Source organism: Lysinibacillus sp., assembly GCF_032093475.1.
Taxonomy (GTDB): domain Bacteria; phylum Bacillota; class Bacilli; order Bacillales_A; family Planococcaceae; genus Lysinibacillus; species Lysinibacillus irui.
The window spans coordinates 20,504-44,855 of record NZ_DAMDAY010000017.1 but is presented as its reverse complement, the minus strand read 5'-3'; the positions used below and the strand labels follow the sequence as shown (position 1 = coordinate 44,855).

Here is a 24,352-nt window from a genome sequence, read left to right as displayed (position 1 = left end):
CTAATACATACCCCAAGCTATATGAATAAAAAACAACTTTTCTCACATTTTTTTAGAGTAGGCGATGATTATAGCAAATACCAGGTAATTTTAAACGGTTTGGGCAAGCCCAATTAACGTTGAACACGTTTATTACATAGTTCAAAGGGCCACACAAATCGGGTTATAAAGTCCTTTGAAACATGTAGAGTAAACCATCTTCATTAATATAGAAGGGTTCACTGCTTTAAAATAAGTAGGGAAGTTTGCCAGACCAATTAGATAGTTGAAGAAAGAAATTGGATACGGTTGTACCGATTGCAATACTTAATAAAATATAAATAAGCTGAATTTGAAAAACTCGATTCTTCTTAAATATTTTCTCTAACATAAAAGCCTGTAATGCATAAAAAGTAATTGCGATAAAAAAGATATGAGACAAAATACCTAACAAAGCTTCTTGTCCTATCGCTTCATAAACTTCCATGTTTCCTCCTCCATTTCTCCTAGGTCACCTTAAAAAACGGGCAGATGCTATATCTGCCCGTTAAAAATGAATTAGATATTACCCTCATGAACGTTGATACGATTCAACGCACGTTTTAATGCTAGGTCAGCACGTTTGAAATCAATGTTGTCTTGTTTACCTTGAAGACGTCCTTCAGCACGTTTAACGGCTTCTTTAGCACGTTGAACATCGATATTTTCAGCAATTTCAGCAGACGGCGCTAAAATTGAGATTTTTTCTGGACGAACTTCAATGAAACCACCGCTTACAGCAACAATATCAGTCGAACCGTTTTCTTTTTTAAGCTTCACTGCACCAATAGCAAGTGGAGCAACCATTGGAATATGGCCTGCAAGAACACCGATTTCTCCTGAAGTTGTTTTAGCGATTACCATTGATACTTCAGAATCGTATACTGGGCCGTCGGGAGTGACAATATTGACTAGAACTGTCTTCATATTTTTTCCTCCTCGTCCCTAGTATTAAACCTCTACGCCCATGCTTTTCGCTTTTTCAACTACTTCATCAATTGAACCAACTAGACGGAAAGCATCTTCTGGTAGGTGATCCCATTTGCCATCAAGGATTTCCTTGAATGAGCGAACAGTTTCTTTTACAGGTACATAAGAACCTTTTTGACCAGTGAATTGTTCCGCTACGTGGAAGTTTTGTGATAAGAAGAATTGAATACGACGAGCACGTTCTACTGTTTGTTTATCTTCATCAGATAACTCATCCATACCTAAAATCGCAATGATATCTTGTAATTCGCGGTAACGTTGGATTGTACGTTGTACACCAGTAGCAATTGCGTAGTGCTCAGCGCCTACGATTTCAGGTGATAATGCACGAGAAGTCGAAGCTAGTGGGTCAACCGCAGGGTAAATACCCATTTCTGATAATTTACGCTCAAGGTTAGTAGTTGCATCTAAGTGGGCGAAAGTTGTAGCTGGAGCCGGGTCAGTATAGTCATCGGCTGGTACATAGATCGCTTGGATAGAAGTTACAGATCCTTTGTTCGTAGATGTGATACGCTCTTGTAGTTTACCCATTTCAGTTGCAAGTGTTGGTTGGTAACCTACCGCAGAAGGCATACGACCTAATAGGGCAGAAACCTCAGAACCTGCTTGTGTGAAACGGAAGATATTGTCGATGAATAAAAGCACGTCTTGGCCTTGCTCATCACGGAAGTATTCCGCCATTGTAAGACCAGTTAGAGCTACACGCATACGTGCACCAGGTGGCTCGTTCATTTGACCGAATACCATCGCTGTTTGCTTGATAACGCCTGAATCGCTCATCTCGAAGAATAAGTCGTTCCCTTCACGAGTACGCTCACCTACACCAGCGAATACAGAGATACCTGAGTGCTCTTGTGCGATGTTGTTGATTAATTCTTGGATTAATACAGTTTTACCTACACCGGCACCACCGAATAGACCGATTTTACCACCTTTAATATATGGTGCAAGTAAGTCTACTACTTTGATACCTGTTTCAAGAATTTCAACTGAAGTTGAAAGGTTCTCGAAAGTTGGTGCTTCACGGTGAATTGAATCACGACGTGCGTCAGCTGGAATCTCTTCACCTAAGTCAATTACTTCTCCAAGTACGTTGAATACACGACCTAGTGTAACTTCACCAACTGGTACTGAGATAGCTTTTCCTGAGTCTGTTACTTCTGCTCCACGTTGTAAGCCATCAGTAGATGACATCGCAATTGTACGAACAGAATCATCACCTAAATGAAGCGCAACTTCTAATGCAAGAATTGTTGGTTCTTCATTAGGACGTTCAATCTTAACTGTTAATGCGTTATAGATTGCTGGTAATTGGCCATTGTCGAATTTTACGTCAACAACTGGACCCATTACTTGAATAACATGTCCTTTATTCATTACTGTGTACCCTCCTATCGTATTCTTATACGACATTGGGAAGCTGCTTGCCTATTCTAAGGCTGCAGCTCCACCAACGATTTCTGTAATTTCTTGTGTAATCGCCGCTTGACGTGCACGGTTATATTGCAAAGAAAGGTCTGAAATAAGATCAGTTGCATTATCTGTTGCATTTTTCATAGCCGTCATACGAGAAGCATGTTCACTTGCTTTTCCATCTAATAATGCGCCATAAACTAAGCTTTCCGCATATTGTGGAAGTAACACTTCTAGAATTGCTTCACCAGATGGTTCAAATTCGTAAGAAGCATTACCGCTTGCAGGGGCAATATCTGTTAATGGAAGAAGTTTTTTCTCTGTCACTTCACTAGCAATAGCGCTGACAAAGTGATTATAGTACATATAAAGTTCGTCATACGTACCATCAATGAACATACCAACAGCATTACGAGCGATTTCTTTAATATCAGCAAATGTTGGTTGGTCAGGAAGACCGACAACATCACTGATGACATTATGATCACGTTTCACAAAGTAGTCACGAACAACACGACCTACTGCTAAAATAACGTATTCGTCTTTTGATTTATGACGCTCGTTAATTGTACGTTGTACTTGACGTAGGATACTTGAGTTGTAAGCACCCGCAAGACCACGGTCAGAACCAATGACTAAGTAAGCCGTTTTCTTAACAGGACGAGCAGTTAACATTGGATGTCCACTGTCTTTTGTCCCTGAAGCGATTGCGCCTACTACGTCCTGAATTTTTTCCATGTATGGAACGTAAGCTTTAGCATTTTGCTCTGCACGACGTAACTTAGAAGAAGAAACCATCTGCATCGCTTTTGTAATTTGCTTCGTACTCTTTGTTGAAGTAATACGACCTTTTATTTCGCGTAAGTTTACCACTGGTATTTCACCACCTTCTGTTTTTTAATCAAGTGACTCGTTGAACTTATTCTGATTTAGCGAAAGTTTTTTTGAATGCATTAATTGCTGCTTCATAATCCGCATCAGGAGCAAGCTCTTTAGTAGTACGAACATGATCTAAAACGTTTGTGTGGTTTGAATCTAACCAGCTTAAGAATTCAGATTCAAAGCGAACGATATCTTGTACTGGAATATCATCTAAATGACCTTTAGTTAATGCATAAAGGATCGCAACTTGTTTTTCAACTTTTAGTGGTTTGTTTAGGTCTTGTTTAAGAACTTCAACCGTACGTTTACCACGCTCAAGTTTAGCAAGTGTTGCTTTATCTAAATCTGAACCAAATTGTGCGAATGATTCAAGCTCACGGAATGCAGCTAAGTCAAGACGTAGCGTACCTGCAACTTTTTTCATCGCTTTAATTTGAGCAGATCCACCTACACGTGATACAGAAAGACCGGCGTTGATCGCTGGACGTACACCTGAGTTGAATAAGTCAGATTGTAAGAAAATTTGTCCATCAGTAATTGAGATTACGTTAGTTGGGATGTATGCAGAGATATCCCCAGCTTGTGTCTCAACGAATGGAAGAGCTGTAATTGAACCATTTTGATATGTTTCGTTTAACTTCGCAGCACGTTCAAGTAAGCGGCTGTGTAAGTAGAAAACGTCACCAGGGTAAGCTTCACGACCTGGAGGACGGCGTAGAAGAAGTGAAAGTTCACGGTAAGCTGATGCTTGTTTAGAAAGATCATCGTACACGATTAAAACGTGTTTACCTTGTAACATGAATTCTTCTGCCATAGAAACACCAGCAAATGGTGCTAAGAATAGTAATGGAGCTGGTTGAGAAGCAGAAGCTGTCACAACGATTGTGTAATCTAAAGCGCCATGTTTACGAAGAGTTTCTACAACTCCACGTACTGTTGATTCTTTTTGACCGATTGCTACATAGATACAAATCATGTTTTGGTCATTTTGGTTAAGAATTGTATCGATAGCTACAGATGTTTTACCAGTTTGACGGTCACCAATAATTAACTCACGTTGACCACGACCGATTGGTACTAATGCGTCAATCGCTTTAATACCAGTTTGTAGTGGTTCGTGTACTGATTTACGAGCCATTACACCGAAAGCTGGACTTTCGATTGGACGAGATTTTGTAGTGTTGATTGGACCTTGTCCATCCACTGGTTGACCAAGTGGGTTTACAACACGACCAATTAGTTCTTCACCAACTGGTACTTCCATAATACGACCTGTACGACGAACTTCATCGCCTTCTTTGATGTCAGTGTATGGACCTAAGATTACGATACCAACGTTACCTTCTTCTAGGTTTTGAGCCATACCCATAACACCATTAGAGAACTCTAAAAGCTCTCCAGCCATGGCGTTGTCGAGGCCATGAGCAAGAGCGATACCGTCACCAATACGGATAACTGTACCAACTTCGCTTACTTTAAGTTCAGATTCATAATTCTCAATCTGTTGTTTAATCAGACTGCTGATTTCTTCAGCCTTGATGCCCATGTATGTCACCTCTCACATTTCTAAATTATTAACCGATTAATTCACGTTTCAGACGCTCAAGTTTATTTGCTACTGAGCTATCATAAATATGGTTACCGATTTGAACACGAATACCACCAAGTAAAGATGGATCGATTTCGTTTGTAATGTTTAATGATTGTTTTCCAACAAGCTTCGCGAACGCTGCCGAAATATTAGCGCTTTCTTCTGGAGAAAGTGCACGTGTTGAAAATACTGTTGCATCTGCAGTGCCTTGTGCCTGTGCAGCAAGTTCAGCATATGCATTAGCAATTAGCTTCATCTCGTTTACACGTTTTTTCTCAACTAAAAGTTGAACTGTGTGTAAAACTTCTGGTGTTGCACCAGCAAAGATTTCAGCTACCATTTGTTTTTTACGTTCGATGGAGAACTTAGGCGCATTTAAAAGCGTTAAAAAATCAGGAGATTCTTTAATAACTTTTGTTAGTTCGCTTAAGTCTGCTCCAACTTCAGTAAGCATGTTTTTTTGTTGCGCTAATTCAAAAAGCGCTTGAGCGTAACGTTTTGCTACAGTTGAATTACTCATCGAGCTTCCCCTGCCTTCGCAATCGTCTCTTCAATTAGAGCACGGTTGTCTGCCTCAGAAATCTCTTTGCTAAGGACTTTAGATGCTGCAAGTACAGATAATGAAACGACTTCATCACGTACAGCTGCAATAGCTTTTTCTTTTTCAGACTCAATTTCATGTAAAGCTGATTCTTTTAAGCGGTTTGCTTCATTACGAGCTGCAGTAAGAATTTCTTCTTTTTGTAGTTCGCCTTGCTTCTTAGCGCCTTCAACAATCGATTGTGCTTCCGTACGAGCTTCTTTAAGAAGGCTCTTTTGTTCTTCTAAAAATTGGTGCGATTCTTTGCGCGCTTTTTCAGCTGCTTCGATTTCACTCGCTACTAATTCTTCACGTTGTTGCATGATGCCCATAAGTGGACCCCAAGCTACTTTCTTAAGTAAGAACATTAATACTAAGAAGATAACTAATGTTGCGATGATGTCTCCGCTATTAAATCCAGCGCCTGCACCTAGTACAAGATTATCTAAAAACACGATTGTTTCACTCCCTTCAAGAGCTTTAACTTCAACATAATTTATTAACTAAAAAACTACCTATTTTAAAAAGCTATATTTACACATAGCTTTTATCAGTTCCAAAATGAAGGGCGAAGTTTCATCTGGAGAATCCTGCTTCGCCACTAGTAAAATTCAGTGTTCAACTGAATTATTTGTTCATTACGATGAATGCTACTACTACTGCGATGATCGGTAGGGCCTCAACTAATGCAACCCCGATGAACATTGTAGTTTGAAGAACGCCACGAGCTTCTGGTTGACGAGCGATACCTTCTACTGTTTTTGAAACGATAAGACCGTTACCGATACCTGCACCAAGTGCACCTAAACCGATTGCGATTGCTGCTGCTAATAAACCTAATGAACCTGTCATTTGAAAATTTCCTCCTTGGAATTGTTTGTTTTTTTGTGGTTCAAGCATAGGATATATGCTTTATATTAATGGTCATCGCTCACTTTATGAGCCATGTAAACCATTGTTAACATTGTGAAGATAAAGGCTTGGATGAAGCCGATGAAAATTGAGAAACCTTGCCATGCCATCATAGGAACGATTGCTCCGATGAATCCCACGGCACCTGATGATGCTAATCCTGCAAGTAAGCCAAGTAAAATCTCACCCGCGTAAATGTTACCGTAAAGACGTAAACCTAATGTTAATGTGTTTGCAAATTCTTCTACTATTTTAAGTGGGAACATGAATGACATTGGTTTGAAGAATGTACCAACATAATGACCTGTACCCTTCATTTTAATACCATAGAAATGCGTTAAGACTAAAATCATTGCTGCCAACGTCATCGTTACTGTTGGGTCAGCTGTTGGTGATTTCCACCATAGCTCATGATCAAAGACGATTGAGAATGGAAGACCTAGTAAGTTAGATACTGCGATAAACATAATTAGCGTAATACCTAAAACGTGGAATCGACCACCAGTTTTCCAGTCCATGTTGCTTTTAATGATATTCTTAACGAAATCCATAATCCATTCCATAAAGTTTTGCATACCAGTAGGTTTTAACTTTAGGCTTCTAGTTGAGATAAAAGCAATTAAAAATACGATAATTGCGGCAACTAGTAACATCATAACTGTCGATAAGTTAAATGTTAAAAAACCGACTTCTAGTAACGGAGCTTCATGATTCATTGTTATTTTTCACCTCTCTTTCTAATTTAAAGCACATTAGCGGTTCCTTACATGTGACACAATTCTCTCGACAAAGAGAAAAACGTACGGAATCATTAGCCCTATAACCGTGCTAATTAAGTGAAAATAGTTTGGCAACGAAATGGCTATTGCGACTGCCGCAACACCTGATCCAAAGCGAAGCGCTGTACCAAGTGAGCCTATTTTCTTCCCTTCACTAATGGATCGATCAAACTTTTCCATCCGGCGAACTAAAATCCAAAAATTATACGTACCAAAAAATGCACCTACTGCGATGCCCGCAAAAACAGTTTGATAGGGAGTGAATCCCCAGCCTAATGCGCAGAGTGCAAGCAAAAAAAATAACGCCCTCTTCTGCACAGCAAAAATGTGATGCAAATCTAGCATTGGTTGTAATCTCCTGAATCATTTTTTCGAGTAATGAAAACGTTTGCTGACCACTATGTGAAATCAGAAAAGAGCAGTGAAAAGCACTACTCACAGCGGAATAGTAATGGGAGAGTCATTTCAATTACAGGTGTAAATGCCCAAAAATAACTTACACCCCTTACCGACTCGGTAAAAACCGAAACGCACAAAACGTTGCAAATCGACAGTTTTATTTTGAACTGTCAATTTAGTAGAAAGTTGATATAACAAGTGTTTCAACGTCCTATTTATGAACAGAAACCCTTATCATTCTTACCCTTTGTAAGCATACAATAGGTGATATTTGAAGTCAATTGGTAAAGGAGAAAAACTTCACAGCCTCTATACTCTTGTCAAATTGTTGACAAATTTGTGTATGAAATTTCATAGTTTCAAAACCTCCTATTTTCTTGACGCATTAAAAAAGCTAATTTACGACATGATTATGCTCGTAAATTAGCTTACCCATTCCAATAGGTACATTAGACTTATTTTTCACAATAAAAATTAGTACATTAATTAGTTTTTAGTAAAAATCCTAGCAATGCCTCTACAATACGCTTAGATGCATGTCCATCCCCATAAGGATTTGATGCTTTTGCCATTGCTTCGTAGGCGTTTTTATCTGTTAGTAACTCTTTAGCTAAGGCATAAATTGTTTCCTCTTCTGTTCCTGCTAGCTTTAATGTTCCAGCTGCAATCCCTTCTGGACGTTCTGTTGTATCCCTAAGCACTAGCACTGGTTTCCCTAATGATGGGGCTTCCTCCTGCACGCCTCCTGAATCCGTTAGGATCATATATGAATTGGCTGCAAAGTTATGGAAATCAAACACTTCAAGTGGCTCTATTAAATGCACACGATTATTTTCACCTAAGATTTCATTGGCAATTTCTCTTACAGCAGGATTCATGTGCACAGGATAAACAACTTGTACATCCTCATGCTCTGCTAGTATTCTTGTGATCGCTTTGAACATATGACGCATGGGCTCACCTAAATTTTCTCGACGGTGTGCCGTTAATAAAATCATGCGATCCTCACCTATTTTTTCTAATACTGGATGAGTGTAATGCTCGCTAACCGTTGTTGCTAATGCGTCAATAGCTGTGTTACCCGTCACGAAAATAGTATCTGGGTTTTTATTTTCATCTAGTAGATTCTTTTTAGATACCTCTGTTGGTGCAAAATGCAAATCAGCCATCACACCTGTTAGTTGACGATTCATTTCCTCAGGGTACGGTGAATATTTGTTCCACGTACGAAGACCAGCTTCCACATGTCCGATAGCTATTTGATTATAAAATGCCGCCAAGCTGGCAATAAAAGTCGTCGCTGTATCACCATGTACTAAAACGATATCAGGTTGTGCTTCTTTCATTACTTTATCTAAGCCCTGTAAAGCGTTTGTTGTGACATCAATTAATGTTTGACGATCCTTCATAATATTTAAATCATAGTTAGGTGTAATTTTAAATGTCTCTAGTACTTGATCAAGCATTTGGCGATGCTGTGCTGTTACGGTTACAATAGATTCTATTTGCTCTGGATACTTTTGTAACTCTAAAACGAGAGGAGCCATTTTAATTGCTTCTGGTCTTGTACCAAAAATCGTCATTACTTTCCATTTCTTTGTCAAAACGATCTGCACCGTCCTTTTTGTTATTGTATGAGAAGGTTAGCCACATCCGTTGATTGCTATCAAGAGATGTACTTGCCCAAACATACTATGAAACGCCCTTCAATTTGAAGGACGCTTTCACAAGTTATTAGTTTCTTCCTAAATAAAGGAATTTCATGTATTGATGTTTATTTTGTACCGAATAGGCGGTCTCCTGCATCACCTAGACCAGGAACAATATAGCCATGATCATTTAATTTTTCATCAAGAGCAGCAATGTAAATATCTACATCCGAATGTTCTTCCTGAATAGCTTTTACGCCCTCTGGTGCAGCGATTAAGCACATGAATTTAATGTTTTTAGCTCCACGTTTCTTCAATGAATGGATAGCTTCCACTGCTGAACCACCAGTTGCAAGCATTGGATCTACAATAATGAAATCACGTTCTTCAACATCTGCAGGCAATTTTGCATAATATTCAACTGGCTTTAATGTTTCAGGGTCACGATAAAGACCAATATGTCCAACTTTTGCAGCTGGGATAAGCTTCAATACGCCATCTACCATGCCGATACCTGCACGTAGAATTGGTACGATAGCAAGCTTTTTACCAGATAGTACTTTTGTTTTTGCAATGGTTACAGGTGTTTCAATTTCAATTTCTTCTACAGGCATATCACGTGTGATTTCAAACGCCATAAGTGTTGCTACTTCGTCTACTAGCTCACGAAATTCTTTTGTTCCTGTGTTCTTATCACGAATATAAGTTAACTTGTGTTGGATTAGTGGATGATCAAATACATAGACTTTGCTCAAAGGGATTCTCTCCTAACCGTTCGGATTTCATTTTTATCTCAACTAGTATAACAGAAAAAAGGAGTCGCCTCAAAAATAAATTTAGGACGACTCCTTTTGTTATAGTTCTTTTGACAAAAATAAGTTATTATTCAAGGATTGTATCTAATTGTTCAATTGTCATTGGTTTATAGTAGAAATACCCTTGTCCCACAGTACAGCCAAGCGTACGTAAAATTTCAACCTGTTCCTCTGTTTCAATCCCCTCTGCTACTGATGTCATCCCTAAATTTAATGCCAGTTGAATGATAGAGCGCACTATAGCCAGTGTTGCAGCATCTTCAATTGCATTAATAAAGCTCCGATCAATCTTTAATTCAGTGAACGGTAATTGTTGCAAATAACTTAATGATGAAAAACCTGTGCCAAAATCATCTACTGATGTTTTAAAGCCATAGCTCTTTAGCTCTTGAATAATTTTATAGGCAGATTGGAAATCTACTAGGCCAATATTTTCTGTTACCTCTAAAATGATATAACTAGGATCAATCTTATATTTCCAAACTAGTTTTACTGTATCCTGAACAAAATGTGGATAGTAAAAATGATCTGGTGAAATATTGACTGCTACTCTCACTAAATTTTTTCCTAACCGTTGACGCTGTGAAAGCCATGAGAGTACAGTTTCTAGAACTTGAACATCAATTTCCCGAACCTTTCCCACACTTTCTGCTACTGGAATAAAGATTGCTGGTGAAACAAAACCTAGCTTAGGAGAAATCCAACGTGCTAGAGCTTCAATACTTTTAATTTCGCCATTACGTAAATCTACTTTAGGCTGTAAATGGACTGTAATTTCTTTATTTTTAATCGCTTGAGATAAATGGTTTAAAATGGTCATTTTCTGCACAAGTGCATCATTTTTCTCTGTCGTAAATATTTCTGTATGTGTACCTGGCTTATCGATAGCAAAGGAGAGAGCATTGTCAGCAAAACGGATTGCATCTTTGATTTTTGTACTATTATTATAAGAAGCAATACCTGTTTTTAACGTTATATAGATTTGCTTTCCTCCAATAACAAATGGCTGACGAATTGTTTCCTTTATCCGCACTTCGTAATCTTGTAAATTTTCATGCTGTGCTATTGTAGACATAATAAGACTAGAACTTGTAAATCTAGCAACATATTCATGGTATTCAGGCTTGTCTTGCTCAAGTCGTTTGGCAAGTTGTCTTAAAAGTTCATCACCAATTTCCCGTCCGTATAATTCGACTACTTGGTGAAATTCACTTGGTTTTAATATTTTAATAAAGCCACTTTGACCCTGTTCAACTACTTTTTCGAGAGAATTAACGAAGCTGTGGCGATTTGGTAAACCCGTTGTAATATCTGTGTAGGCTAAACTCCATATTTTTTTCTGCGTCTTCGCATACGAAAAAGCTAAGGCAACTAGTGCCCCCATTTTCCGAAACATATTTTTCAAAAACTTTTGGTCACTTAACGTTTTTTGACCAAATATCGAAAAAAGTCCTATCACTTGCCGTTGTTGATTGCGTATTGGTATAAACCAACCATATGGCATTTGAGACAATGTTGCATATTTTTTATGTTCTACAGGAATATCTACTTCATCTAAATTTTCAATGAACGTAGATGTTTCTGACTGCATAATTTCCGTAAAAAATTCATTGTTTTCACAACATTTTGGTACACATCGTGATTCATCCTCACCTGTAAATACTTGCAATTGTTTTGCGTCCTTTTTAATGAGAACCATACTTGAAATATTCGGCATGAAAAATTCATCAAGTCCACGGCATATCATTTTCATTTTTTGTTCAAAGCTGCTATCTCTTTCAATCGCCTTGTACATATCATTTTCTAAACGCATAAAGAAATCTTCTGTATGATAATAGGTAACATCCTTCACAAGTACTAGAACAAATTGCGTTACATTTGCCTCATTACAAAATGGTAATGCTTGTATTTCCGCCCAAAAGGGGTGTTTATTAATGGTATTATGAGTAAGCTTTGCTTGTACCATTATGCCGTTATGTATTTTTTCTTTCATCATTTCAATGGTTGTCTTTTCTTCATCCATAGAAAGCCATGAAAAAAAATTAGTATTTAGGATTTGTGACCGCGAAGCATTTGTAAGCGTACAAAAAGAATCACTACATTCCAGTATGCACTGACAATTGGTTGCATCAAAAATAACGTAACTTTCTTTCGAATTATCCCCTAACTTGCGAATGCTGTTTAATAAAACATCATGATCTATGTCTAACGATTTAGTGACCATCCAACCCCTCCGTCTCTATCACTTCATCCCATTTCCATTGTACATAAAATTTAATTAAATTTTCACTTTTGTGAAAAAAAACTTCTTTTCTAGGACATTATCTGTCCTCAGCATACTATAATATATCCCTTTATACCTGTTTTATGTAAATTTATTCAAAAATAAGAGGATTATTCTACTTTATTAGAAAAAAGATGCATTTTACAGTTTAACCCTATATTTCCGAAAAATAAAAGACTGTGTTTAAAGTAAAAAATGTACTCTAAACACAGCCCTATTATTCTATTATGCGTATAATGGATGTTTATCCGTTAATGCTTTCACGCGCTCTTTTGCTTCCGCTTTAACTGCTTCATCTTCAGGATTTTTTAGAACAGCTGCAATAATTTCTCCAACTTCTTTCATATCTTCCTCTTTAAAGCCACGAGAAGTAACAGCTGGCGTACCAATACGAATACCAGAAGTAACAAATGGAGATTCAGTATCGTAAGGAATCGTGTTTTTATTCGTTGTAATACCTACTTCATCAAGTGCATGCTCAGCAACTTTACCTGTTAAACCAAGAGATTTAACGTTAAGTAGTAATAAGTGGTTATCTGTACCACCAGATACAATTTCAACACCTTCAGCAATTAGAACTTCAGCTAACGCTTTTGCATTCGCTTTAATTTGCTTCGCATAGTCTTTAAATTCTGGTTGTAATGCTTCGCCAAATGCTACAGCTTTAGCTGCAATAACATGCATTAATGGACCACCTTGTATACCAGGGAAAACAGATTTATTTAGTTTTTGCTCCCATTCTTTTGAAGCAAGAATTAGTCCACCACGAGGTCCACGTAATGTTTTATGTGTTGTTGATGTAACAAAATCAGCATATGGCACTGGTGATTGGTGTTCGCCAGCCGCAACTAGACCAGCAATGTGCGCCATATCAACCATGAAATATGCGCCTACTTCGTCTGCTATTTCACGGAATTTAGAGAAATCGATTTCACGTGGATAAGCTGAAGCACCTGCAACAATAAGTTTTGGCTTATGTTCTAATGCCTTTTGACGTACATCTTCATAATCAATTACTTGCGTATCTTTTGTTACACCGTATTCCACAAAATTGTATAGAATACCAGAGAAGTTTACTGGTGATCCGTGTGTTAAGTGACCACCATGAGAAAGGTTCATACCAAGAACCGTGTCACCTGGTTCTAAAATTGTGTGGTACACAGCCATATTTGCTTGCGCACCTGAGTGAGGTTGGACGTTTGCATATTCCGCACCAAAGATTTCTTTCACACGGTCACGCGCGATATCTTCTACAACGTCTACATGTTCACATCCACCATAGTAACGTTTACCCGGATAGCCTTCAGCGTATTTATTTGTCAGTACAGAGCCTTGTGCTTCCATAACTGCTTCTGATACAAAGTTTTCTGATGCAATCAATTCAATATTTGCTTGTTGACGTTTTTTCTCTGCAAGAATTCCATCTAATACTGCTTTGTCTTGTACTGCTAATTTTTCATATGCCATGTTAGAAAAAGCCTCCTAAAGTATCGTTTATCTATACCACAGATAAAAGTGGTAATTATTTATATACTGCACGTTCTCCGCCAATTAGCTTCGGACGTGTTGTAGCAATTGTGACAACTGCTTCGCCCACCATTTTTACTGATGTTCGAACTGGAACAGCTACCGCTTTTAAATGCATACCAATTAATGTTTGTCCAATATCAATACCAGCATGTGCCTGGACTGTTTCCACAACCACAGGGCTTGCAAATCTTGTGTAGGCATAAGCGGACATTGACCCACCTGCCGTGCGTATTGGGACTACCGCTACTGGATCATAGCCAAACTTTTCAGCTGCTGATGCCTCCATCGTAATAGCACGGTTAATATGTTCACAACCTTGGAATGCTAAATATAGCTGGTGTTTTGATGCAAATTCTTGTAACGGCTCGTAAATGGCTTCAGCTATTTCCAACGCACCCGCTGTGCCAATTTTCTGACCAATCACTTCAGATGTAGAGCATCCTACGACAAAAATTGTATGGGGTCGTAAAGTGACTTGCTCTTCAAATTCACTGAGTAACTGAGTCAAATGCGTTCGTATTTGTTTTACAACCATTAAGCTCAGCTCCTTCATCTATATTCATTAAAATCATGCCATGAATGACATCCTTTCCGAATGCCATTCACGGAATAATAAATCTTTATTGCTCTAGTTCTGTAATTTTTTCAATGCGGCGTGCATGACGGCCACCTTCGAAATCTGTCTCTAGCCAAGTTTGTGCAATTTCTCTTGCAAGGCCCGGACCAATGACGCGTTCACCCATCGCTAAAATATTTGAATCATTATGGCAACGTGTTGCCTTGGCACTAAATACATCATGCACTAATGCACAACGAATGCCTTTCACTTTATTTGCAGCAATGGACATACCAATTCCTGTACCACAAATTAAAATTCCTTTATCAAATTCTCCATTAGCAACACCCTCTGAAACTGGTTTTGCGTAATCTGGATAGTCTACTGAATCCGCAGATTGTGGACCAAAATCTTCGTAGCTAATTTGAAGTTCATCTAATAGCTGCATAATCTCACGACGTAAGTTATTGCCTCCGTGATCAGAAGAAATTGCTATTCTCACTGGGTTCCCTCTTTTCGAATTATAGTCAACCTTAGTGTACCACTTCTTTTCGAATAATAACATGATTTTTCTTGTATTTTTACGTTGATTTCCCACGAAAGACGAACGTTTATTGTATATTAACATAAAAACATTCACTTTTAAACCTATTTTTCTGTGGATAATGTGAATATCGTGTTAATAAGTTCGGATAACAGTCTTTTGTTGTAATATTCCATCTACTAAAGTTTTTTCAGCTTTTTACTTGCAGTGGACATAAAGGCGACTTTTAGATAGAAGTTTACTACTGACAAAAGGGAAGAAAAAAAGACTATACATAATCCGATTTTCATCGCAATTATGTATAGCCCATAGGACTATGCTTGTCTATCAAATTGTTGAATCATTTTATGCAATGCTTCTGATTGCTTTTTTAAACTTTGCGCAAGATGTTCAACCTGTTCAATTGCATGGGCTTGCTCTTCAGCAGCACTTCGAACTTCTTGTGCTCCCGCTGATGTTTCTTCTGCTATGGCTGCGACTTCCTGTGATTGTCGTGCTGTCGTTTCAATATTATGCATTTGCTGTTCAATTAAAGTAGAAATCTCAACAATTGCTGTCGCCATTTCATGGACATTAGATGCCATTCCTTCTACTGCTGTCGTTGTTTCAGAAACACGATCAGCTTCCTTTGTTGCAAAAGCCACTTGTTCGTTCATTTGTTTAACAACTACTTCTACATTCTGCTGCATGGACTGGATTAAAGCTGTAATGCCTTGGACTGCTTTCGCACTTTCATCAGCTAAACCACGTACTTCTTCCGCTACTACCGCAAAGCCCTTTCCATGCTCTCCTGCACGTGCTGCTTCGATTGAGGCGTTTAATGCTAATAAATTTGTTTGTGCCGCAATGTCTCCGACTAAGCTAATAATGCGTTCTACTTGGCCAGCATTTTCTTCTAATGCATGAATGCTTTTTAATGCTTCATTATTACCCGTTGCAATTTGCTGGATACTATTTACTAGTGTTTCGATGGCTTTTGTTGTTGTCGTTAAATTATGTAGGATCTCTTTTGATTGCGATGCGGATGCCTCTGCTCTACTATTTACTTCAGTCGCAAGTGCTCGTACATCCTCAATTGCTTCAGCAGTATCTTGTACCGCTGTTGCAGATGCTTCTGCACCAGCAGAAATATGCTTCACTGTAGAGGCAATACCTTCTGCCTTTTTTGTCGCCACTCCTGCCTCATCAGAGAGTTGAATAATGGACTGATTTGTTTGTTGGAAGTTATGATCAATACTTTCCACCATTTGACGTAAATTTAACACCATTAGTTGGAAGGCCTCTGCTACTGATCGAATTTCATCATTTGTTCTAGGCATTTGCACATCCTGTCCAATTTTCCCTTCTGCCACAAGAGTTGCAGAATGCTCAAGCTGCTGTAAAGGTTTGATTAAAATCACACTAAAAATAGCAGCCAATATACCTGACCATATAATACCTAATGTGTAAGTAATCACTTGAAACAATTTTCCATTAGTTTCAGGGAAAAAAGTCGGTTGTAAAAACTCAATGAATATAAAACTGACACTGTAGGTAATTAATGCAAGAACACTAACAAACAACACTAATTTAAGTCGTAAACCAAATTGTTTTTTCATAGGGCCCCTCAATTCTTTTCTATTTTTTTAATTAGTTGATCAATCAATTCCTTTAATTCTGCAAATGTTGCTTCATATATTGCTTTATTGCCCCCATAAGGATCTACTACATTTTCGAGACTACCTTCATTTGTATACTCTTTCAATGTATACACTTTATATTCGGATCCTGGATAATTAGAAATGACGGTGTCTTTATGAGCAGACGTCATTGTCAAAATCAAGTCAGCCCACTCTATTTCAGCAAATGATAATTGAGTTGCTAAATGTTGATGTGACATTTGGGCTTCATTTAGTACTTGTTGCGCATGTGCTGACATGTGTGCATTTGGCATTGCATAAATACCTGCTGATCGTACTTCTACATTGTCTACTTGTTTATGTTTTAAAATGACTTCGGCCATTGGACTGCGACAAGTATTGCCTGTACAAACAAATAATATTTTCACACTTATCACTCTCCAGTTATCTATTGTTGAATAGCTAGAATACCCATGATGATGAATATAATCCCAGCAACTATTTGAATTTTATTACCAAAAAAGACTTGGCTTCTACGTGCAATGACTAATGACCCATAAGCACAAATTAGAGCACTTAACCCTGCACTCATGATAAAAATTGTTTTTTCTAAGTTAAGCATACCAAAAGAAACACTAACTGAAAAGGTATCTAGGCTTGCAGTCACAGCTAAAAGTACTGGAGAAATCGTTACTTTTTCATCTCGATGAGAGAATAATAGTAAATGCATACCAATACAAAATAATAAAATACTTGAAATCCATTGACCCCATTCTAAAAGAAAACGTACTAAATAACTCCCTAATTCAAATCCTAATAATGGAAAAAGCATATGCAATGCAGCCGTCCATAGTGATAAAAATAAGCGATACCTAACATTTGGCAGCAAAACATATAGACCAATCACATCAACAGACGTTAATATACCTGCAAGAATTCCCTGCAAGAACGCACTCCTTCGCTCCCTAATATTTTATCATTTTATGCTAGCAAATACATTATTATCATAATTGCCTCTTATAGAATTTCTTATATGAACAAAAAAAGGACAAAACACATGAAATTTTCAATGTCTTTTGTCGCTAACATAATTGAGTCATTGTTATTTAGATGAATACCATTTACCTCCAGAGGCTTTTTCCAGTCGATTCATAATGGCTGCTCCTACGCCTTCTGTTGAGGTTGTTGTTGCTAATATAATGGTAGCGGTTGTTTTATCACATGCTCTTAGTGCATTGTATAATGCGGCTCCCATTTCTTGTTTACTACCCATTTCTCCAATAGAGAAGTAAAAATCAGCCTCACTATTTTCAAAATTAGCTGGTGCAAGTAGAGCTACGGCATGGCCTTCGTGCTGCAGTTGCTTAACCGCTTCCCTAACTTTCTCCAATTGGCAGTCTATTAAATAGACAGGAGCATTCGGTGCATAATGTGTATATTTCATTCCTGGTGCCTTAGGAGTTGTGTCTAACTTCTGCTCAACTTTGTTCGGTTGAATAACAGGACCAATCTTAGCCTCAAGCATTTCCTTTGTAATGCCACCTGGACGTAAAATGACTGGTGGCTCATGTGTAACATCTAGCACAGTAGATTCAAAACCTATGCCTGTAGAGCCTCCATCTAAAATATAAGGTATGTACCCTCCCAAATCATCTAAAACATGGACTGCTTCTGTAGGACTTGGTTTACCACTACGATTAGCACTTGGCGCTGCAAGAGGTTTTTTAAGTTGTTGTAATAAAGCAAGCGCTACTGGATGATCAGGCATTCGAATGCCGACTGTTGATAATCCAGCTGTGACACTTTTAGCTAAGACGTTGGGCTTCGCTGGCATCACAAGCGTTAACGGTCCAGGCCAAAATAAATCCATGCATTGTTTAGCTACTTCTGAAATATGCTCGATATAAATCTCTACTTCTTCTTTTGTACCAACATGCACAATCAAAGGATTATCTGAAGGGCGTCCTTTCGCTTCAAATATTTTTTTAACTGCCAGATCATTTGTCGCAACTGCTCCTAGGCCATAAACCGTTTCTGTCGGAAATGCTACTACTTCTCCTGCATTTAAGATATCCACAGCTTGTGTATAATTAATCTGACTATTCACATTACTGTCCACAACCTTGCAAACAGTTTCCATGATTACAACCTACCTTCAATTATTGTTTTTTACTGAATTATCCACAAATTGTTTATAACTTATTAAAAAATGTGTATAAGTTATCTGAATTTGTGCACAATTCATTCAAAAAGTCCTTTAATCCATTCCCATATAAAGAATGTTACTTGCTCTTTTTCTTCGGACTCTTCCACTTTTACTTCTTCTTTTTCTGGCTCACAAATGGATGGGAAGATGCTGCACCACCAGTTATCCCCACGCGCATCACCAATCTTAACGACAATGGAATGATACACATTCTGTGGATATAGAACAGCACCTTGTCTTTTCGGTGGAAATAAGTTATCCCCAACTACAACCTGTGTATCCATCTGTGGATAATTTTCATTCAATTCTGTTTCAATTTGTTGTTTTAAAGAAAGAATTTGCTCATTCCCTGCAAATCCAGCAGTGGCAACTTGCATAAAGTAAGGCTTTAAATCTTCCGCAAGCTGCTCTTTCTCTCGCTGATCTTGTGTCGTATTACTGTTTGCAATAATGCGTATACGAAAATCCTTTTCTTGCTCATCATTCATAGCTTCCTTTGCAAAGCCTACTAATGATGGAATATATAAAATACATAGTTGCAAAGCAATCGCCACTACTACTAATCTAGCAAAAGCTAGAAAGATATTTTGTTTAGGTAATCTAATAATCTTGTATTCGTTTAACATAAAAATCCCTCCTTGCTCAACATTGTTGGCAAGTTCAAGAAACTTTATACATGAATCTCACAAAAAATCATTCGAGGTTTACCATTAATATCTTTTTCTATTGAAACTGTAGCCTGTGGAAAACTATCTTGAAAGAATTTAGCTACTTTTTCTCCTTGTGTATAACCAATTTCTAAACCTATTAATGCTGGGCTATTCATATAAAAGGGTAATTGTTCAGCTAATTTTCTATATAAAATAAGACCGTCTTCCTCCGCAAATAGCGCACTATGCGGCTCATGCTCAAGCACAACACTCGACATTTCCTGCGCTTCATCAAAGGCGATATACGGTGGATTGGATAAAACAATATCAAATTTCTCTCCTGCAAGCGGAGCGGTTAAATCGCCCAATCTGAAATCAATATCCGCATCTAAGCGCTGGGCATTTTTTTGTGCGGTAGCTAATGCATCCTCTGATAAATCTGTGGCAATAACCGTTAACTCTGGACATTCTAGCTTCATTGAAATGGCAATGGCTCCACTGCCCGTACCGATATCAGCTAGCTTCAATGTTTGATGTTGAAAAAGTTTTGGCAAGCGATTGATTGTTCCGAGTACTAATTCCTCTGTTTCAGGGCGAGGAATTAGGACCGATTCATCAACTAAAAAGGAACGACCATAAAATTCCTCACTACCAACACAATATTGAACTGGACGCCCACTCACATGTTCTTCTAGAAGTGCTTTAAATGTCTCTTGCTGCTCCGCTGTTAATTCTTCCTGTAAATGTAACATGACCTCTGAATAACTAGTACCCAGTACATGTTGCATGACAATACGCGCTGCTGTTTGCTCACGACCGTTATCCACTAAAAAAGAAGAAGCCCACTCAAGGGCCTCCATCACATTTTTATAGGTCATCATTTAATCGCTCTAACTTCGATGCTTGCTCTTCTAAAATAAGTGCATCGATAATTTCGTCTAGTCTACCTTCAACGATTTGATCAAGCTTTTGAATCGTTAAACCGATACGGTGGTCTGTTACACGGTTTTGTGGATAATTGTATGTGCGGATTCGCTCAGAGCGGTCACCTGAGCCAACAGCAGATTTACGTGTAGCATCAATTTCCTTTTGCGCCTCTTGCATATACATATCTGCAACGCGGGCACGTAGAATTTTCATCGCTTTCTCACGGTTTTTAATTTGTGAACGTTCATCCTGCATTGAAACTACCACACCTGTTGGTAAATGGGTCATACGAACAGCAGACATCGTTGTATTTACGGATTGACCACCTGCACCTGAAGACGCAAATGTATCTACACGAATATCTTTTTCATGGATCTCAACATCTACTTCTTCAACTTCAGGTAAGCACGCTACTGTTGCTGTCGATGTATGAATACGACCTTGTGACTCTGTAGCAGGGACGCGTTGTACACGGTGGGCACCATTTTCAAATTTGAATTTTGAATAGGCTCCTTGTCCGTTTATCATAAAGATTACTTCTTTATAGCCGCCCATTGGGTTCGGTGTAGCTTCCATAATATCAATTTTCCAGCCTTGTGTTTCTGCATAGCGAGAATACATACGGAACAAATCACCCGCAAAGATATTAGCTTCGTCACCACCAGCTGCACCACGAATTTCCATAATAACGTTCTTATTATCATTCGGATCTTTTGGAATTAATAAAATACGTAAACGTTCTTCTAGCTCTTCCTGCTGTGCTTTTAATAGGTTAAATTCTTCCTTCACCATTTCATGCATATCAGGATCTTTTTCGCTATCTAACATTTCACGTGTATCCACTAACTGCTCTTTAACACTTTTATATTCACGATAAGTATCCACTGTTTCTTGGATATCTGATTGTTCTTTAGAATATTCACGTAATTTCTTACTGTCATTAACAATATCCGGATCGCTCAAAAGCTCTGTTAGCCTTTCATAGCGATCTTCCACTGCTTGTAATCGATCAAACATGGATTTCACCTCTATTTAGTTTTTTAAGATGCTCCTTCTTTAAGGAGAAGCAGCTACAATCAAAATGACGCTTAGGCGTAATGGCTAATTTACATTTCTTATTTCCACTACTTAGTATAAGGAAATTTTCGCATGTATGCTACTTTTTCTTAGCGTTGTCACATGCTTTATAGTGATGGATGTGCGTGACATTTTCGGCAAACGGGATAATACGAGTCATTCCCACCGATTTGAATTTGATCCCCTGTGTAGACTGGCTTACCGCTTTCATCTACTCGTAAATTCATTGTCGCCTTTTTATGACAGAACCAGCAAATTGTTTTCATTTCCTCAATTTTATCTGCATATGTAAGCATGTATTGGCTACCTTCAAATAGCTCATTTTGAAAATCATTTTTTAATCCAAAGCCCATCACAGGGATGTCCAATTGATCCACAATATTAGCTAGTTGTAAAACATGGGCTTTTTTTAGAAATTGAACTTCATCTACAAGCACACAATATGGCTTGACGACATTATTTTTAACTAGTTCGAAAATGTTTGTATCCTCATATACAGGAATGGCCTGTTGTCGTAATCCTACTCGACTTGAAACAAAGCCAACCTCATCACGTGTATCTAAACCTGAAGTAAACATCATCACAGGCTTCTGCTGTTCTTCATAATTATGGGCAACTTTTAGAATTTCTATCGATTTCCCACTATTCATTGCACCATGTTTAAAATATAGCTGTGCCATTTTGTCTTCTCCCTTTCTTCATTTCAATCTGGATTTTGAAAAGACTTGCATCAACATGTTTATTTTCTGAAAAAAATACCTGCCAAGCGCATGCTTGGCAGGTATTAAACTAACATTAGTTTTTAAGACCGTATTTTTTGTTGAAACGATCCACGCGACCATCAGCAGACGCGAATTTTTGACGGCCAGTATAGAATGGGTGACATTCGTTGCAGAACTCGACAACGATGTTTTCTTTTACTGAACCAGTTTTGAAAGTGTTCCCACAAGAGCAAGTTACTGTTGCTTCTTTGTAGTCTGGATGAATTCCTTGTTTCATATTCGTTTTCTCCTCTCGCCCTGAACCATCTGGAACAGAGTATTATCGAACTGTACCTTACATAGCCCGAATATGAGCGAAACATCAGCTATATATGTACACGTTACATACCTATGAAGTATAGCATAGTCGAATTATTCTTTTCAAGAAAAAAATATTAAAAACAACACTTCTGGTTGTTCCTATTCTCGAGATTCTCGATAATCACAGTCTACTAACACTATTTTTCATCTCGTACTTTGAAGCGATATTGTGTAATCATAATTATTCCTTCAATCTTGCCAACAAATATAAGAAATACGGCGCACCTATAACAGCTACTACAATCCCAGTTGGAATTTCTGATGGTTCAAAAATAGAACGACCAACCGTATCCGCCATTAAAACTAGAAAGCCTCCTAACAGTGCTGCGGTTGGTAGTAAAAACTGATGCTTAGCTCCAACAAGCTGTCGAGCTAAATGTGGTGCGATCAGCCCTACGAAACCAATCCCTCCACTTACGGAAACACTAGCACCTGCTAAGCCAACAGCAGCTACTAACAACCAACGACGCTCTTTTTCTATGGATGCCCCAAGCCCCACAGCTGTTAATTCACCTAAATTCAAAACATTTAATACCGTTGCTTTTACAAAAACAAAAGGCAATAAAATAACTAGCCAAGGTAACAATGAAAACACAAATAGCCAATTTGAACCCCAAATGCTCCCTGCTAGCCATGTTGCTACAAATTGATAATTTTCTGGTGACAGACGTAATGTTAGCACAATCATAGCAGAGCTAATCCCTGCCGCTACTGCTACCCCAGTTAAAATTAAGCGCATCGGTGTAATACCTTCATGCCTTCTATAAGAAAGTGTATAAATGATAACCGCAGTTAAACCTGCCCCTATAAAAGCCAATACTGGTAGTAAATAAACAGGCGCTGCTTTTGTAATAGGAAAAAATGATACATAGAGCATGACAGCCAGGCCTGCACCAGCATTAATTCCTAGTATCCCTGGATCTGCTAAAGCATTTTTTGAAACACCTTGTAAAATAGCTCCTGAAATTGCTAAGCCCATCCCTACGAATACAGCAATGACGATTCTAGGTAGCCTGAACTCAAATAAAATTACTTGTTGTTGTGCATCTCCTTGTCCTAAAAGCGTCCACAAAATATCCAAAGGTGTTAGCTTAATGACACCAGTATTCATACTAATAATAAAGGTAATGAAGATTAAAACTATCAGTATCACCATAATGGAGATATTTTTTCTTTTTAACTTAATTTGACTTGGTGTTAAATAGCAATTACTCATAGTTCTTTTCCTCCCTTACGTGCTAAATACAGGAAAAAAGGTACACCGATAAAGGCAATAAGCGCGCCAACAGGTGTTTCGTATGGTGGGTTGAGCATACGTGCTATAAGATCAGCTAGTACTACAAGCAATGCCCCATATAGGATTGAGCAGGAAATAATCCAACGATAATCATGACCTACTATGTATCTTGTTAAATGAGGGATAATTAATCCTACAAAACCAACTGCCCCTAAAACAGAAACTGCGGCTCCTGCTAAAATTAAAACAATCATCATTCCCCATACTTTTACAGCAGCCGTACGTTGCCCAAGTCCAACAGCAATTTCTTCGCCTAAGCTCAGCACAGTAATCGAACGTGATAGAGTAAGTGCACCGATCATGGCGATAAGTATCCATGGAGATAAAATCTGTAGATGACTCCATTTTGTGCCCGAAACCCCACCCGCATACCAAAAAGCTAGATTTTGTCCAATGCGATAGTAAAGAGCAATCCCTTCCCCTAGTGCGCCAAGCAATGTACTGACAGCAGCTCCAGCTAGAACAAGTCGCATTGGTGTTAAGCCACCATTAGACAGTGAGCCAATTCCATAAACAATGAGAACGCCAAGACCTGCTCCTACAAAGGACCAT

General features: G+C 38.3%; 27 protein-coding genes. All 27 read right to left on the bottom strand.

The features are described from left to right. Positions 1-226 precede the first annotated feature (226 nt). On the bottom strand, positions 227-466 hold the full coding sequence (locus RT445_RS06320; protein ID WP_274795564.1) for a DUF1146 family protein: 240 nt from the start codon (positions 464-466) through the stop codon (positions 227-229). A 71-nt stretch (positions 467-537) separates the two neighbouring features. Beyond that, a complete protein-coding gene (locus RT445_RS06315; protein WP_274795563.1) occupies positions 538-945 on the bottom strand; it encodes a F0F1 ATP synthase subunit epsilon in 408 nt (135 codons plus the stop codon). Between the two features lie 24 nt (positions 946-969). Then, positions 970-2,385 carry a F0F1 ATP synthase subunit beta gene (atpD, locus tag RT445_RS06310; protein WP_274795562.1) on the bottom strand — a complete coding sequence of 472 codons (1,416 nt, stop codon included), beginning with the start codon at positions 2,383-2,385 and terminating at the stop codon, positions 970-972. A 51-nt stretch (positions 2,386-2,436) separates the two neighbouring features. Further along, positions 2,437-3,294, bottom strand: coding sequence for an ATP synthase F1 subunit gamma (gene atpG, locus RT445_RS06305; RefSeq protein ID WP_274795561.1), 858 nt, complete (start codon positions 3,292-3,294; stop codon positions 2,437-2,439). Between the two features lie 46 nt (positions 3,295-3,340). After that, complete coding sequence (gene atpA / locus RT445_RS06300) at positions 3,341-4,849, bottom strand: F0F1 ATP synthase subunit alpha (RefSeq protein ID WP_274795560.1); 1,509 nt, start codon at positions 4,847-4,849, stop codon at positions 3,341-3,343. A 28-nt stretch (positions 4,850-4,877) separates the two neighbouring features. Beyond that, on the bottom strand, positions 4,878-5,414 hold the full coding sequence (locus tag RT445_RS06295; RefSeq protein WP_274795559.1) for a F0F1 ATP synthase subunit delta: 537 nt from the start codon (positions 5,412-5,414) through the stop codon (positions 4,878-4,880). Beyond that, positions 5,411-5,929 carry a F0F1 ATP synthase subunit B gene (gene atpF, locus RT445_RS06290; protein WP_313470146.1) on the bottom strand — a complete coding sequence of 173 codons (519 nt, stop codon included), beginning with the start codon at positions 5,927-5,929 and terminating at the stop codon, positions 5,411-5,413. Before atpF ends, RT445_RS06295 begins: the two co-directional genes overlap by 4 nt. Before the next feature lie 172 nt (positions 5,930-6,101). Continuing rightward, positions 6,102-6,326, bottom strand: a complete 225-nt coding sequence (gene atpE / locus RT445_RS06285; protein WP_004269474.1) for a F0F1 ATP synthase subunit C — start codon at positions 6,324-6,326, stop codon at positions 6,102-6,104. Between the two features lie 65 nt (positions 6,327-6,391). Then, positions 6,392-7,102 (bottom strand): F0F1 ATP synthase subunit A, encoded by a 711-nt coding sequence (gene atpB, locus RT445_RS06280; protein ID WP_274795557.1) that lies wholly within the window; start codon positions 7,100-7,102, stop codon positions 6,392-6,394. 36 nt (positions 7,103-7,138) lie between these two features. Beyond that, on the bottom strand, positions 7,139-7,510 hold the full coding sequence (locus RT445_RS06275; RefSeq protein ID WP_004269472.1) for an ATP synthase subunit I: 372 nt from the start codon (positions 7,508-7,510) through the stop codon (positions 7,139-7,141). A gap of 536 nt (positions 7,511-8,046) precedes the next feature. After that, positions 8,047-9,168, bottom strand: a complete 1,122-nt coding sequence (gene wecB, locus RT445_RS06270; protein ID WP_274795556.1) for a non-hydrolyzing UDP-N-acetylglucosamine 2-epimerase — start codon at positions 9,166-9,168, stop codon at positions 8,047-8,049. A gap of 170 nt (positions 9,169-9,338) precedes the next feature. Then, on the bottom strand, positions 9,339-9,968 hold the full coding sequence (gene upp, locus RT445_RS06265) for a uracil phosphoribosyltransferase (protein WP_004269470.1): 630 nt from the start codon (positions 9,966-9,968) through the stop codon (positions 9,339-9,341). Positions 9,969-10,095: 127 nt separating this feature from the next. Further along, positions 10,096-12,252 carry a bifunctional diguanylate cyclase/phosphodiesterase gene (locus RT445_RS06260; RefSeq protein WP_274795555.1) on the bottom strand — a complete coding sequence of 719 codons (2,157 nt, stop codon included), beginning with the start codon at positions 12,250-12,252 and terminating at the stop codon, positions 10,096-10,098. Positions 12,253-12,537: 285 nt separating this feature from the next. Continuing rightward, a complete protein-coding gene (glyA, locus tag RT445_RS06255) occupies positions 12,538-13,779 on the bottom strand; it encodes a serine hydroxymethyltransferase (protein ID WP_274795554.1) in 1,242 nt (413 codons plus the stop codon). A gap of 55 nt (positions 13,780-13,834) precedes the next feature. Next, complete coding sequence (locus RT445_RS06250; protein ID WP_274795553.1) at positions 13,835-14,377, bottom strand: TIGR01440 family protein; 543 nt, start codon at positions 14,375-14,377, stop codon at positions 13,835-13,837. Positions 14,378-14,462: 85 nt separating this feature from the next. Next, positions 14,463-14,900, bottom strand: coding sequence for a ribose 5-phosphate isomerase B (gene rpiB / locus RT445_RS06245; protein ID WP_274795552.1), 438 nt, complete (start codon positions 14,898-14,900; stop codon positions 14,463-14,465). A gap of 356 nt (positions 14,901-15,256) precedes the next feature. Then, positions 15,257-16,540: a methyl-accepting chemotaxis protein gene (locus tag RT445_RS06240; protein WP_274795551.1), complete on the bottom strand. Its 1,284-nt coding sequence runs from the start codon at positions 16,538-16,540 to the stop codon at positions 15,257-15,259. Between the two features lie 8 nt (positions 16,541-16,548). Beyond that, positions 16,549-16,989, bottom strand: coding sequence for a low molecular weight protein arginine phosphatase (locus RT445_RS06235; RefSeq protein ID WP_274795550.1), 441 nt, complete (start codon positions 16,987-16,989; stop codon positions 16,549-16,551). Positions 16,990-17,009: 20 nt separating this feature from the next. Beyond that, entirely contained in the window at positions 17,010-17,507 is a 498-nt protein-coding gene (locus RT445_RS06230) for a manganese efflux pump MntP (protein ID WP_274795549.1), read from the bottom strand. 156 nt (positions 17,508-17,663) lie between these two features. Next, positions 17,664-18,701, bottom strand: a complete 1,038-nt coding sequence (locus RT445_RS06225; RefSeq protein WP_274795548.1) for an L-threonylcarbamoyladenylate synthase — start codon at positions 18,699-18,701, stop codon at positions 17,664-17,666. A 101-nt stretch (positions 18,702-18,802) separates the two neighbouring features. Then, positions 18,803-19,393 (bottom strand): stage II sporulation protein R, encoded by a 591-nt coding sequence (locus tag RT445_RS06220; protein WP_274795547.1) that lies wholly within the window; start codon positions 19,391-19,393, stop codon positions 18,803-18,805. A gap of 44 nt (positions 19,394-19,437) precedes the next feature. Then, positions 19,438-20,298, bottom strand: a complete 861-nt coding sequence (gene prmC, locus RT445_RS06215; RefSeq protein WP_274795546.1) for a peptide chain release factor N(5)-glutamine methyltransferase — start codon at positions 20,296-20,298, stop codon at positions 19,438-19,440. Then, positions 20,285-21,361, bottom strand: coding sequence for a peptide chain release factor 1 (prfA, locus tag RT445_RS06210; protein WP_004269459.1), 1,077 nt, complete (start codon positions 21,359-21,361; stop codon positions 20,285-20,287). The genes prmC and prfA overlap by 14 nt, the downstream gene beginning before the upstream one ends. 167 nt (positions 21,362-21,528) lie before the next feature. Further along, on the bottom strand, positions 21,529-22,101 hold the full coding sequence (locus tag RT445_RS06205; RefSeq protein ID WP_274795545.1) for a thymidine kinase: 573 nt from the start codon (positions 22,099-22,101) through the stop codon (positions 21,529-21,531). 115 nt (positions 22,102-22,216) lie between these two features. Continuing rightward, positions 22,217-22,420 (bottom strand): 50S ribosomal protein L31, encoded by a 204-nt coding sequence (rpmE, locus tag RT445_RS06200; RefSeq protein ID WP_004269457.1) that lies wholly within the window; start codon positions 22,418-22,420, stop codon positions 22,217-22,219. A gap of 264 nt (positions 22,421-22,684) precedes the next feature. Beyond that, on the bottom strand, positions 22,685-23,719 hold the full coding sequence (locus tag RT445_RS06195; protein ID WP_274795544.1) for a FecCD family ABC transporter permease: 1,035 nt from the start codon (positions 23,717-23,719) through the stop codon (positions 22,685-22,687). Next, the coding region (locus RT445_RS06190) for a FecCD family ABC transporter permease (protein WP_313470136.1) at positions 23,716-24,352 on the bottom strand (637 nt) is incomplete at its 5' end. The genes RT445_RS06190 and RT445_RS06195, both read right to left, overlap by 4 nt.